This window comes from Prosthecobacter gellanilyticus, from assembly GCF_007992435.1.
Taxonomy (GTDB): Bacteria; Verrucomicrobiota; Verrucomicrobiia; order Verrucomicrobiales; family Verrucomicrobiaceae; genus Prosthecobacter; species Prosthecobacter gellanilyticus.
On record NZ_BKAG01000016.1, the window covers coordinates 1 to 12,957 of the forward strand.

Here is a 12,957-nt window from a genome sequence, read left to right on the forward strand (position 1 = left end):
CTATAACTGCGATCGGGGCAGTCCAGCCAAGACTTTTTTAGCCGCTAATGGGACGCTCATATCCCAAACCCATTTTTTATTATTGGTTAGCCCTAGCGGGCCATGGGGCTGCGGCCGGCTTCGTCGAGGCTGCGGGAGTTGAGGGCTTCGCCGTGGAGGAACTGGCCGTCGTAGCGGCGGTGGAGGTCGTCGGGGGTGCCCATCTCTTTGTCGGGGCCGGCGCTGCGGATGTCGATGTGGTCGCGGTCGTTGACGTGGAAGAAGAGCGGGGTCGCCCAGCGGTCGACGATCTGGCCCTGGGCATTGAAGCAGGGATGAGTGTCGGGCAGGAGGCGAAGACGGTCACGGTTCTTGCCGCGCAGGGCGGCGGCGAACTCTTCATTGGCACCCATGCGGAAGGGGGCATCGCCTTTGATGAGGAGGGTGAGGTTGCTGAAGGCATGGGCCATCATGCTGAGGTCTTCCTCGGGACGCGTGTCGGGCTTGCCATAGCTGGCGAGGATTTGCTCGCCGGGGAGAGGGGCGGTCTGGCCTGGAGGCTTTCCTGTCTGGATGGATGAAGCCTCGGATGGAGGTGCGGAATCACGATCCTCGAAGGTCCAGTATCTGCCCCCGAGAATGATGACCGCCACCAGGATGAGAGGCACCAGACAGCCTAACAAACGCCTTGGCAAGATTTCGGAGCCGAAGGCGGAACTCATGGCTGATACAACCGCCGCACCGAGTCCCTTTGCAGCACGATGAGGGTGAAGATGCCGAGCACGGTGCCCAGGGGCACGAAGGCGCACTGGATGCCGGCGATGACCATGCTGAAGGTCGACTTCCGCCGCTGCGCGATGTAGCGACCGGAGAGATAGGTGAGGACGGCCATGGTCCAGCCGATAAGGACAAAGATGCTGCCAAGACCGACGAAGAGCCAGCCGACCCAACTGGGTGGAGCATTACCCTCCACATTTTTCAACGTTTCCTCCGGGGCCATGATCAGGGCGGCGCCGATGACGACATGGATGATGGGCAGGCAGGCGAACAAGGCGGTGACACCGGCCAGCACGTAGTGAAAGATGGTGAGCAGACGCAGGTGCTCATGATCCACAGCGGTGGTGTTCGGTGGAGGCACGGGCGGAGGAAGAGATTCCATGGAGGCCGCCAAGATAGTGGATTCAGACGATCTCTGCCAAGGGTAGATGTGCGGACACGGACTGGCTCAGTTCAGTCCGCGCTTTCGGTCTCGAGGCGATAGATGGTGCCTTCCTGGGAAAGGAGGATGGGTTCGCCCTCAGGATCAGAGGTGACGAGCGTGGGATTGAACTTATGCTCGGCCGGCCCGTGATGCAGCATGAGGCGGCGTGTGGGCACGCGCTCTTCATCCATCTCGAGAGCCCAGACGTGGCCGTAGCCCCAGTCGGCGAAGAGGTAGGCGCCGTTCAGGCCGACGAGCTTGGTGCCACGGTAGACATGACCGCCGACGATGCAGATGCCCTCCGCGCGCAGGCGGCTGTAGCTGTGGATGGGATCCGTGGTGGTGGTTCCGGCGATGAGCGGCTTCGGGTGGAAGGCGGTCTCGAGCGGACCTTCGCGATGGCTCCAGCCGTAGTTGGCGCCGGGTTTGATGAGGTTGATCTCCTCCCAGAGGTCCTGACCCACATCGGCCAGCCAGAGGTCGCCAGTGGTGGCATCGAAGCTGAGGCCCCAGGGATTGCGCAGACCGAGGGCGAAGATCTCGCTGCGGACGAGCTGGTCTTTGGCGAAGGGATTGTCCGCCGGGATGGCGTAAGGCAGCGCGCCGCTGCGGCCATTGACGTCAATGCGCAGGACCTTGCCATGCAGCACCCAGGGGTTCTGGGCGAGGGCGTAGGGATCGTCACGCAAGCCGCCATCGCCTAACGCAATGTAGAGCATCCCATCTGGCCCGAAGAGCATGTGACCGCCCCAATGATCCGCCAGAGGCTGCTGGATCTCCATGAGGATGCGCTCGGTCTCTGGCATGGCCACGGGGGAGTCACCCGCGGTGGCTTTCATCTCGCTGATGACGCGGCGACGGGGCTCGTTCTGGGTGTAGCTGAGGTAGAAGAGGCGGTTCGTGGCGAACTGGGGGTGGAAGGCGATGCCGTGCACGCCTTCCTCAAAGAGGACGATGCCCTTCATCCTCTCCCGGAAGTCCAGGAAGGGACGCCAGGAGGAGTCGTGGATCTTCACGGCGCAGAACTCACCCCGCTGCATGGCCACCACCTGCTCCCCTTCCCTGCCCGGCATGGTGGCGAGCATGACGGGGGAGTCGAATTCCCGGTCAAAAGGCACCTTCGCGAGGCGGAAGCCGGGGAAAGGCTCCTCAGGGATCTCGGGTGGAGGGAGGGTGGGCGGAGTGAGGCCGAGGGCATCATCTCCAGGAACCACCGCCTGGGCGCTAAAAGGCAAAATGCATGATCCGGCAGCTATCAGAAGGCGAAAAAGCGTGCAAAAAGTCATGAGAGTAGAGGTTGGCATCACAATCCGCACCTTCCATGCCAGCCCGCAAGCAGCTTCATCGGTTGCTTCGAATGTTGAGAAAAGAGCCCGCCGAGGCTGGCGGGGCCGGGTTTAAAAACACCTCTTGTTCCCCGCCGCGGGTGTGATAGCCTATCTCTCCCCATCATCCATGTTCGAATCCCTCCGGCGTGCTCGCTTGCAACGTGAAGGCCTCTCCTGCGGCAAAGTCCGCCGGAAGCACCAGGACGGGGATTTGGTGGATGAGCTCCGGACGCAGCCTGCGGTGAAGGTGGTGGTCTTCACAGCTTTTTTTGGAGTGCTCGGCCTGATCATGAAGATGGCTGCGGCTGCTGTGCCAGGGACGGTACAACCCCAGGCCACGGCTTACCTCTGCGCGGCAGCGATCGGTGGCGCGATGGTGGTACATCTGTTTGTGGCGCTGCGTGAGGAGGTGGAGGACAATGTGGACCTCCTCCTGGTGCTGGGCACGCTGCTGCTGCAGTTTGGCCTCAGCGTGATCATGCTGGAATTTGCCACCCAGAAAGGCTGGAACGGCGCGCTGCCCATCCTGGCTCTGCCCCACGGTCTTTGCCCGATGGTGCTTTCGGTGATCATGGGACGGAAGATCGGTCTTTTTGGGGCCATCTACTCGACCTTGCTGGGTGCCATCGTCTTCATGGCGGTGAACCAGATCACCTATCTGGCGTGTTCCGCGCTGATCGGCTTCCTGGTGGTGCTCTTCACCACGCGTGTGCGCCGCCGGCATCGCCTCTTCATGGCAGGTCTGTATGTGGGCACAGCCGCGGCCATTTTCTCGCTGATCCTGAGCCAGGCCAGCAGCGCGGTGGATCAGGCGATGATCGGCCGCATCATCGGCATTCCTTTCGCGATCGGTGTGATCACTGGACTGGCCGTGGGCGGTGCGATGCCGGTGATCGAGGCGGTGTTTCGTGTGACCACGGAGGTCACCTGGCTGGAGCAGGCGGACCTGAACCATCCTTTGATGAAGCGGCTGAGCATTGAGGCTCCAGGCACGTATCACCACAGTCTCATCGTGGCAAACATCGCCGAGGCAGCGGCGGAGTCCGTCGGCGCGAATGCGGCCATGACACGTGTTTGCGCTTACTTCCATGACATCGGCAAGCTGACGAAGCCGGAGTACTTCATCGAGAACATAGATCCGGCGCACAACCCGCATGAGGACCTCACGGCCCGCATGAGCGCGCTCATCCTCATCGCGCATGTCAAAGACGGCGTGGATCTGGCCATCAAGAACAAGCTGAACACGAGCATCATTGATGTGATCGAGCAGCATCATGGCACCACGCTGGCGTGGTATTTCTACAAGCGCGCTCTGGATCAAAAGGCTGAGATTCTGCGTCTGGTGGAAGAAGGCAAATCGACTGAAGACGATGTGCCGCAGGTGTCTGAAGATGTCTTCCGCTATCCCGGCCCGAAACCGCAGTTCAAGGAAGCGGCGATCATCTCGCTGGCGGACGCGATTGAGAGTTCCTCGCGCTCGCTGGACAAACCCACACCAGCGCGTGTGGAAGCCCTGGTGGATGAGATCGTACAGAACCGCATGGCGGATGGCCAGCTCGATGAATGTGACCTCACCATCGCCGAACTGGCACGCGTGAAGGCCAGCTTCCTCAAGACCATCCTGAGCATGATGCACAGCCGGGTGAAGTACCAGAAGGCCACGGAAGTGCCTTCCACCACGATCATCGTTCCGAAAGATGTGGCTGCACAGCAAGGCTCACTGCAAGTCAATGACGGGCGGACCATCGCCATGACCTCGCCGTATCTGGTGAGCGGTGAGACACCGCCCTCGGAGAGGCGGAAGCGTGCTCCACGCAAGCCGCCCGCATCCGCCGCCTGATTGATTTGACCTGATTCGATTTTGAGATGCCTGCTGCCAAGCTTCCCAGCCCCCACGTGCACAATCACCAGCGGAAGCACAAGCTGGACACACGTTGGCTGAAGAAGGTGGCCAAAGCCGCGCTGCCAGAATGTTTGAGCGCCGCCAAGTCAGCAGATGCGCCTTTGCACCAGCTGGAGGAGATCGAGATCAGCCTAATCAGTGATGAGGAAATCGCACGCGTGCATGGGGAGTTCCTGGAAGACCCGACTCCCACGGACGTCATCACTTTTCATCATGGCGAGATCCTGATCAGCACGGACACTGCGGAGAGCCAGGGCAGCGAGAATGGCAATTCTGTCGCCGATGAGACAGCTCTCTACATCATCCACGGACTCATGCATCTTGGTGGCTGGGATGATCATGAGGCAGAGGAAGCGGCTGAAATGGCCAGGATCCAGGAAGGCATCTGGAAGAAGGCTTTGGGCAAAGGTTCCTGAGCTTCCCTGACAATTTCAGCCTGAAGGCAGAAAGGCGATTTGCGATGGCTCCGATGGAGCTGAGTGACGGATATTTTCAAAATTTACGCTTCTCAACGTAACATTTGAACTTAAAAGCCTAAGTATATGGCCAGCATATACACAAGTTAACCATATCGACTTCGGTTAATGACCTCAAATAGCCAGAATTCAAATTCATCATCGGCAACAAAGGTAAATAACATATACCCAATATCTTAAAAAATTTAGACATAATCAACCGTTGGGCGCCCGCGAATCCCGCCCCGTCACTTCCGATGTCCTCAATACTCCCATGAAACCGAATCACCTTCTGATGACCTTCGTGTTCCTCGCCCTCGTCGGCGTGAGCACGGTGTTTCGTCCAGCCCACGCCCAGCAAATGCCATCCTCTTCGGGTCCGCTCGACGGCATTCTCCTGGGCAAATGGACCTACCGGAGCTTTAGCAACGATCCAAATCTAGACACTCCGCTGAACAATCTGCTGTTCGGCGAAGGAACCTTGACCCTGACGACCGCTGGCAATGGGAAGCTGGAAGGCAGTTTTGATTTCGGTCCCGGATATGGCATGAGCATCACGGGCACCGTTTCCTACGGAAATCCGGCCACTCTACAATTTGAGGCCAAGGGCAACGGGCCTAACAATGCGGACTGGCGATACGACTACACGGCCTACCTGGGCTTTCAGTTCCCACAGGCGGTGAACCAGAGGCCTTCCCTGATCGGCACCATCGTCAGGGCACAGCCTCATTCAGGCGGTCAAGCCCCCGCGGGTGTGACCGCCAGCTGGATCGCTGTGAAGCAGGATGATGCATCCGCCGCTCCCGCCATGCTGGGAGCAGCCGTTCAGCCCATGAACGCAGCAGAGGCGACAGAGAAGCCCGCCACATTGCCAGCAGCTCCCCTTATCAACAAAAGCAGCTCTCCGAAGATCCTGCAGAAGTATCTGCAAGACAGCGCACGCCGTGAGCTGAACCCGGTGCCGAAAAGCACCCCCAAGGTGCTGAAGAGCACGCGACCCGCGCTGACACCCGGCAGACCTGGTGCCATGCGGTCCCCGAGAGCCACTCCCATGGGGGCTGCACCACCACCGCCTGCACCAAACGCACCTGCACGGCAGCCCAGCCTGCGGCCCGAGACCATCACCTCCAAGGATGGCGTGCTGAAACTGGACCTCGTGGTGGACTACAACAAGGATCCCCTCACCATCGGCAAGGACACGCTGCATCTGCGTACCTACAACGGCAAGCTGGTGGCACCCGTGCTCCGCGCCAAGGCGGGAGAAACGCTGTCCATCACCGTGCATAACAAACTTTCGAATGTGCCGCCGCCGACGCCCGGCTTCATGAACGGGCACCACGATTGGAACGTGACGAATCTGCACTTCCACGGCCTGCATGTGGCCCCCCAGGGCACACCGGATGCGGAGAGTGACAATGTACTGCTGGAGATCCTTCCCCAGACATCCCAGCACTATGAAGTGCATATCCCGAAAGACCACCCCGCCGGCACCTTCTGGTATCATCCGCACCGGCACGGCTCCACCACGGCCCATGTGGCCAGCGGCATGGCAGGCGCCCTCATCATCGAGCGCACGGACAACGTGACAAATCTCGACTCGATCCCTGAAGTGGCTGCGGCCGCGCAGGAAGTCATGGTGCTTCAGGCCAATCCTTATCTCAAAAATGCTGATGGCGTGGGAGACATTGAGCTCGCCAATGCTGACGACATGTTTGCCCCTGGTGACTTCTTCAACCTGAAGCGCTACATCACGGTGAACGGGCTGAAGATCCCCACCATCACCCTGGCACCTGGTGAGGTGCGCCGTCTGCGACTGGTGGCCACCGGCCAGCGTGAATTTGTGCAGCTCCGCATCGCGCGTGACTCCGAGGGTAATATCCCGGCCGCCGAACAAATCCCCTTCTATGAAATGGCCACGGATGGTCTCGTCACCGGCATGCTGACTCAAAGGCAAGACCTTGAACTGCAGCCTGGCTACCGCTCAGATTCACTCATCCAGGCACCGAAGAATGCCTCCGGCACCTACTACCTGGTGGACATGAACTCCATCAAGACCACCGCCGCACCGAATTCAGATGGATCACCCGCCAAAGACCCGCGGCCCACAGGTGCCGATGGCTCCCCAGAGCGCATCTCGATCATTGCGATGATCAACATCGCAGGTGCCCCCGTGGACATGAACCTGCCGGATCCTGCGGCACTCATGACCCAGCGACTGCCCGATCTGAAGGACAGCCCCGACCTTGTCACCCAGCACGCCTATTACGGCATCATCATCGACAACGGGGTGAAGTACTATGTCAGTCAGGCCAACGTCCCTCCGGGTTCAGCAGCCCCTGGACGTGAGTTCAACCCCACGGAGACACGCTATCTGCCGCTCGGCCACACGCAGAAATGGCAGGTGGGCTCGCGGAACTCCGGCACAATCAGTGTGGCGCACCCGTTCCACATTCATATCAATCCCTTCTTGATCACCCAGGTGCTCGACCAGGATGGCAAGGACGTGCTGGCGCAAGAGTTTGGCGGCCCCATCTGGCGTGACACACTGGCGGTGAAACAAAACTACACCTACACGCTCCTAACCAAATATGAGGTGTACACGGGCCGCTTCGTGAACCACTGCCATATTTTGGATCATGAGGACAATGGTATGATGGAGATCGTGGAGATCTATGACCCTGCCACCACGAAGCCGCTTTCCGCGCCGCTGGGTGTGGCGTCGGCCATGGGTGGAGCTGGCGCAGCGCCTGCTGTGCTGGAAGTCACTCCGGGCAAGCCAACCCTGGCCGTGGTGGTGCGCTCAGTGGACTGCGGGCTGTGCCGTGAGCAGATCAAAGCTTTCGAAAAAGCCGTGCAGGGCAAGGACTGGCCGAAGGATCTGGACCTCGTCTTCGTGGCTCCAGACACCGCTGACCGCATCGCTGCTGCGAAAGCGGAAGGCCTGGTGAAGAAAGGCAGGCTCGTCTCCGACACCGCAGGCACCACGCTGAAGTCCATTGATCCCACGGCCATGGGGGAGGACCGCGGGCACGGCATCCTGCTTCTGGATCGCCAGGGCAATGCGCTCTTCAAGAGTGCCAGCACCGAACCTCTGCTGGATCCCGCCGCGCTGAAGCCACACTTTGAACTTCTGGTGGCCAACGCGAGTGCAAGTGCAGCTCCAGCAGGCCTTGGAGGTGCCGCCGCCAATGACAGCGCGGGCATCTCCATTGCCGTCTGGAACACCTCAGCGGCCACAGACGACTACGTGACCTGGGCACCCACGCCCTGCACCATCCGGCTAAATGCACCAGCTGCCCAGGATGTGACGGTCACCCTAACCAATGATCCGGAAGGCCCCATCCCGTCAGGCCGCACCACACCGCTGGATGGAGATGTGGCCTTCGCGACAAAACTGGCCCAGAACCAGACCGCCAAGGATGCCACGATCACTCTGAAACTGCCCAAGGATGGCAGTGCCGTCCCCTTCTTCATCGCGGGCAAGTTTCCCCGCGCGAGCTCGCAGGATAAGGACTGCGTCATCGAGATTCATGAAGGCCAGGCCACGGGCGGCATCCTCGGCACGCGAGCATTAATGGTTAGGGTGCGAAAGAACCATCTGGCTCTGACGGACACCGAGCGCGGCCGCTTCCTCTCGGCGCTGGACTATCTGCACCGCACCGCCACAGCCCCGGAAGGCGGAGACATGTACATGCACTATGTGCGCATGCACAAGGCCGCGGCTTACGGGCTCTTCTACGCCCCAGGCCAGGCAGATCCTGCCTACCCCTGGCCTGATCTGGCTCACAAAGGCCCCGGCTTCATCTCCTGGCACCGCGCCTTTCTCCTGGCATTTGAGCGCACCCTCCAGGAAACGCATCCCGATGTGGCGTTGCCTTACTGGACCATGTCAGATCCCTCCACGCTGTTTTCTCCAGATTTCCTGGGGTCTAACCTGGTGAACGGCAAAGGCTCCACACCTGCCCTCTTTTCCACCACGAACCCCTTGTATGGCTGGACGGCGGACATCGATGGCGCAGTGAACCAGCAGCTCGTGCGCCGTGGCTATGGCCGCAATCCGGGCGATCCAAAGTTTGGTCCCTTCCTCAAGGACACTGACCTCTTCACACTGAATCCCTACTCCTACTATCCGCTGAATGTGGACCCGGGTAACATGGACAACCCGGTGAACTCCTTCGCCGCCATGCTGGAGCAGAACCCGCACAACGTGGGGCATAACTGGATCGGCCCCTGGATGGCGAACTGCCAGACCAGCCCGCGTGACCCCATCTTCTGGGTCTTCCACACCGGCTTTGACCGTCAGTGGGCCAAGTGGCAGCTAACCAAAGATCGTTTCAATCCTGATGGTTCGGGAGACAGCTTCTGCCCCAAAGGCAGCTCTGACAACCCTGGCAAGCTCTGTGATCCCGAGAACCCGCCTCCGACAAAGGATTGCAACACCCTGGACCCGAATGCCTGTGTTCCGGTGAATCACAATCTGGCTGATGAGCTCTGGCCGTGGAACCAGAAGTTTGGCCAGGGCACGACGGTCAAGAACAGCTACCCCGAAGAGGAGATGGCCAAGCCCTTCCTGAAGCCTTTCGATGCAGCTCCCATCCCCGGCCTCTTCCCTGCCAAGCCGCAGGCTGTGACCAATGGCGACATGATCGACTTCATGGCCAAGACGCCGAACCGTCTTCCCATGGGCTTCTGCTATGATGACACGCCCTATGACAAGGCCGATCTGCCAGCTCCCCAGTCTGTGCCAGTGGTGCTCGCTGCCGCGGCCCCTCCACCTCCAGCTCCGAAGGGCACGCTGGATGTGCAGGAAGCTGCCACCAGCCTGCTCACTGCACCAGCGGCAGAGCGTGCGAAGACCGTGACCAAGCTGAAGAGCTTCCAGGAGAACACCAAGGCTGATGTGGCGAGCCGCCGCAGCGCCATGCGCATGCTGACTCAGCGCGGTGAGGTGGACATTCCTTTCAACATCGCGCAATCCGCCGAGGCCAAAGATGCGGCACTCAAGCCTGAAGCCGTGCGCCTGCTCTCCGAGTTCATGATGTTCCACCCGGATGGTCTGAAGCGGAAGGAAGAGGTGATGAAGATCCTGGAGAAGAGCCTGGACTCCGCCGACCAGGAAACCCGCTCTGAAGCCCTGTGGGCCCTCGCAGGTCCAGAGGCACCGGAGATGTTAGTTTCGAGCCTGCGTGACTCCCTGGCTGGCAAGAAGGATGCGAAGTTCCCGGTGGAGGAAGCCATCCACGGTCTGGTGACCAGCGGTGCCGCTGGAGATGCCGCGGACCTCATCCGTCCGCTGCTTCAGAGCAAGAACTCCGCCGAGCAAGCCGCCGCTGCCAGTGCCCTGAGCCGGGATGCTGGCAGCGTCGCCAGCCGTGTGGCTCTCGCCCAGAATGCAGCCGTGCCTCAGCAGGTCCGTGTCGCTGCGCTGCAGAGTCTGGATCCTGCGGACGGTGCGCAGTTCAGCCAAGTGCTCAACGTTGCCACCGCACCGGGCCAGGATGCTCTGCGCGGAGATGCCATCGCCCTGCTAGGCCTGTGGGCACGCTCCACCGCGCTGCCGCTTTCCAATGCCCAGCTGACCCAGGCCCGCGATGCGCTCTCCGCCATCACGGATGCTGGCAGCTCAGGTCTGGAAGCCACACTCTCCCAGACTCTGCGCAGCCTGAATGATCGTCTGGGCAAGGCTCCCTGATCCCACGCCTCACCTGCCCCAATGTGAGCCGACCTCTTCGTCCCGAATGAAGCGCTCGGCGCACAAACCCATCCCCCACCCGCTCCATCCACACCACCCATATGGAACAAACGACCACCACCACACCACCACTCGGCAACACGCCCATCTCATTCGAAGGCCAGATCAAAGCTCTGTTCCGGCCCTTTGACCGCAACAGCATGCTGAGCCGCTTTGACCTCTGGTCTTACACTGACGTCAAAGCCTGGGCCCAGCCCATCTACGAACAAGTCAGCCAGGGAAACATGCCCTGTGATGATCCCTGGTCCCAGGACTACATCGACCTCTTCAAAGCCTGGATGGACGGCGGCATGCAGCCGTGAGGTGCTGCTGGCAAAGTGAATGACTAACAAAAAACGTGACCTGAATGGCCGTGTGGAAATCATACCGCCATTCCGACACTGACAGCACTCCACACCTTGTTCGTCACCCCATCCTTGCGTGCTACGAACGCTCCCAAGACGCAGCAGTCATCCACCGCAGATGGACACGGGTTTTCAAACCTGTGTCCCGTAGGCTGGCAGGTGAGGCCTGCCAGCTCCTTCCAATCAAAACAAGTCCTCCTCTTTTATGTCAGGCCCAATCAATCGTATTGTTGTACCGCTGTTTCCAGACTTCGATATTCTAGATGTCTGCGGGCCGTTCGCCATGTTTAGCAGCGTGGCCGGAGCCAGCGGCGTCCAGCCCGTGCTGGCGGCGCAGAATGCCGGCCCAGTCAAATGCCTGCAAGGCGTTGACATCGGCGCGCAGATCGCCCTGCCCAGCTTGTCCGAAACAGACGCGCTCTGGGTTCCTGGCGGCTATGGTCCCGGCTTCAACGAGCAGATTTCCGAAGATTCGCAGGTGCGGAAATGGTTGCAGGAAGAGGGCCCCAAGGCGGGCTATGTCTGCTCCGTCTGCACGGGCGCCATCATCATCGCCGCTGCCGGCCTGCTGAAAGGCTACACCGCCACCACGCATTGGATGTTCCAGCAGAGCCTCTCCATTTTCCCGGGCGTGCGGCTTGCCTCCGGCTATCCGCGCTACTGGATTGACCGGAACCGCATCACGGGCGGCGGCATCAGCTCGGGTTTGGACGCCTCACTGGCCGTCATCGCCGTTCTGTCCGGCAGCGCCTATGCCATGCAGGCGCAGTTGATCAACCAATACGCCCCGGACCCGCCTTTCAATGCCGGCAGCCCGCTGACCGCCAGCCCAGAAGTCTTGGGCAATGTTTTCAAGGGCCCTGGCGATGGCGTGGGGACTCTTGAAAGCGTGGTTGAAGCCTTTCTCGCCAGCCAGAAGCAACCCTGAACCACGGAACCACTGCCCGCTTTGCTGGACGGCCTATTCCAGCTGGCTGGGCTCGAAATAGTGGCATCCTCCTGATGCTGGCTGGCGCGCTCTGGAACATGTTTGCCCTCAGATAGCGTCGGCCCGACAAGGTGCCTAACCGTGTTTGAAAACAGGGTTGGCGCCTGCGTGCGCGTGTGATTTCCTTTTCGAAAACCGCTTCGTGCCTGCCACGCACAACACTACCCCCAAGGTCATGACCAGCATGAGCCAGGTCACCTCCTCACCTAACAACAAGGCTGCCAGACCGAGACCGAAGAAAGGCTGCAAAAGCTGAAGCTGACCAACTCCCGCGATGCCGCCCTGAGCCAGTCCACGATACCAAAAGACAAAACCGATCAGCATGCTGAAGAGCGACACGTATCCGAGGCCAAGCCAGGCCGACAACCTAACGCCATCCAACGATGCTGGGCGGGTGATGAATGCCAGGACCAGCATGAAGGGCAGCGCCAGCAACAGCGCCCATGAGATCACCTGCCAGCCACCCAGCCTGCGGGACAACTTTGCTCCCTCAGCATAACCAAGACCGCAGACCACAATCGCCGCCAGCATCAGCAGATCCCCCACAGGAGAAACCTCGATTCCCTTGCTCAAGGCAAAACTGGCGACAAAGGCGCTGCCAAGGCAGGAGAAGATCCAGAACACCAGAGGTGGACGCTCTCCACCGCGAATGACACCAAAGATCGCGGTCGAGACCGGCAGAAGGCCGATAAACACCACGGAATGTGCGGACGTGATGTGTTTGAGTGCCAGCGCTGTGAGCAAAGGAAAGCCCAGCACCACCCCGAGAGTCACCAGACACAGAGAGATCACATCGCCTCGTCCGGGCAGCTTCTCCTTGAAAACCAGTAGCAAGCCGGAGCCAATCAAACCAGCGATGGCGGCACGAGCCGTCGTCACAAACACCGGGTCTAGATCAAACACCGCCAGGCGGGTTGCAGGGAGGGATCCGCTGAAAATCAGCACTCCAATGAATCCATTGATCCAGCCGCTTCTTGTTTTGTCATCCATGGGGCAGAGGTAGTTTT

At 60.3% G+C, this 12,957-nt stretch carries 9 protein-coding genes; 5 read left to right on the forward strand and 4 right to left on the reverse strand.

Annotation, left to right across the window (positions count from 1 at the left end; all coding sequences use genetic code 11):
* Nucleotides 1-92: 92 nt before the first annotated feature.
* The 3 genes from BGE01nite_RS12555 to BGE01nite_RS12565 form a co-directional block, all read right to left on the reverse strand.
* Complete coding sequence (locus tag BGE01nite_RS12555) at nt 93-701, reverse strand: hypothetical protein (RefSeq protein ID WP_146850818.1); 609 nt, start codon at nt 699-701, stop codon at nt 93-95.
* A complete protein-coding gene (locus BGE01nite_RS12560; protein ID WP_146850819.1) occupies nt 698-1,138 on the reverse strand; it encodes a hypothetical protein in 441 nt (146 codons plus the stop codon). The genes BGE01nite_RS12555 and BGE01nite_RS12560 overlap by 4 nt, the downstream gene beginning before the upstream one ends.
* 71 nt (nt 1,139-1,209) lie before the next feature.
* Entirely contained in the window at nt 1,210-2,415 is a 1,206-nt protein-coding gene (locus BGE01nite_RS12565; RefSeq protein WP_170266760.1) for a PQQ-dependent sugar dehydrogenase, read from the reverse strand.
* 220 nt (nt 2,416-2,635) lie between these two features.
* Between BGE01nite_RS12565 and BGE01nite_RS12570 the strand changes: the two genes are divergently transcribed.
* From BGE01nite_RS12570 to BGE01nite_RS12590, 5 genes are all read left to right on the forward strand, one after another.
* A complete protein-coding gene (locus BGE01nite_RS12570; RefSeq protein WP_146850821.1) occupies nt 2,636-4,348 on the forward strand; it encodes an HD family phosphohydrolase in 1,713 nt (570 codons plus the stop codon).
* A gap of 26 nt (nt 4,349-4,374) precedes the next feature.
* Nucleotides 4,375-4,827: an rRNA maturation RNase YbeY gene (ybeY, locus tag BGE01nite_RS12575; protein WP_146850822.1), complete on the forward strand. Its 453-nt coding sequence runs from the start codon at nt 4,375-4,377 to the stop codon at nt 4,825-4,827.
* Between the two features lie 313 nt (nt 4,828-5,140).
* Nucleotides 5,141-10,558 (forward strand): tyrosinase family protein, encoded by a 5,418-nt coding sequence (locus tag BGE01nite_RS12580; RefSeq protein WP_146850823.1) that lies wholly within the window; start codon nt 5,141-5,143, stop codon nt 10,556-10,558.
* A gap of 101 nt (nt 10,559-10,659) precedes the next feature.
* The gene (locus BGE01nite_RS12585; protein ID WP_146850824.1) at nt 10,660-10,920 is read left to right on the forward strand and encodes a hypothetical protein; all 261 of its coding nucleotides are present in this window, start codon (nt 10,660-10,662) and stop codon (nt 10,918-10,920) included.
* Nucleotides 10,921-11,167: 247 nt separating this feature from the next.
* On the forward strand, nt 11,168-11,890 hold the full coding sequence (locus BGE01nite_RS12590) for a DJ-1/PfpI family protein (RefSeq protein WP_146850825.1): 723 nt from the start codon (nt 11,168-11,170) through the stop codon (nt 11,888-11,890).
* Between the two features lie 135 nt (nt 11,891-12,025).
* Here the strand turns inward: BGE01nite_RS12590 and BGE01nite_RS12595 are convergent, their stop codons facing one another.
* Nucleotides 12,026-12,940, reverse strand: a complete 915-nt coding sequence (locus tag BGE01nite_RS12595; protein ID WP_146850926.1) for an EamA family transporter — start codon at nt 12,938-12,940, stop codon at nt 12,026-12,028.
* Nucleotides 12,941-12,957: the final 17 nt, after the last annotated feature.

Coding starts and splice junctions, on each gene's coding strand:
- BGE01nite_RS12555 (WP_146850818.1), bottom strand. CDS start 701: ATGAGTTCCGCCTTCGGCTCCGAAATCTTGCCAAGGCGTTTGTTAGGC.
- BGE01nite_RS12560 (WP_146850819.1), bottom strand. CDS start 1,138: ATGGAATCTCTTCCTCCGCCCGTGCCTCCACCGAACACCACCGCTGTG.
- BGE01nite_RS12570 (WP_146850821.1), top strand. CDS start 2,636: ATGTTCGAATCCCTCCGGCGTGCTCGCTTGCAACGTGAAGGCCTCTCC.
- ybeY (WP_146850822.1), top strand. CDS start 4,375: ATGCCTGCTGCCAAGCTTCCCAGCCCCCACGTGCACAATCACCAGCGG.
- BGE01nite_RS12580 (WP_146850823.1), top strand. CDS start 5,141: ATGAAACCGAATCACCTTCTGATGACCTTCGTGTTCCTCGCCCTCGTC.
- BGE01nite_RS12585 (WP_146850824.1), top strand. CDS start 10,660: ATGGAACAAACGACCACCACCACACCACCACTCGGCAACACGCCCATC.
- BGE01nite_RS12590 (WP_146850825.1), top strand. CDS start 11,168: ATGTCAGGCCCAATCAATCGTATTGTTGTACCGCTGTTTCCAGACTTC.
- BGE01nite_RS12595 (WP_146850926.1), bottom strand. CDS start 12,940: ATGGATGACAAAACAAGAAGCGGCTGGATCAATGGATTCATTGGAGTG.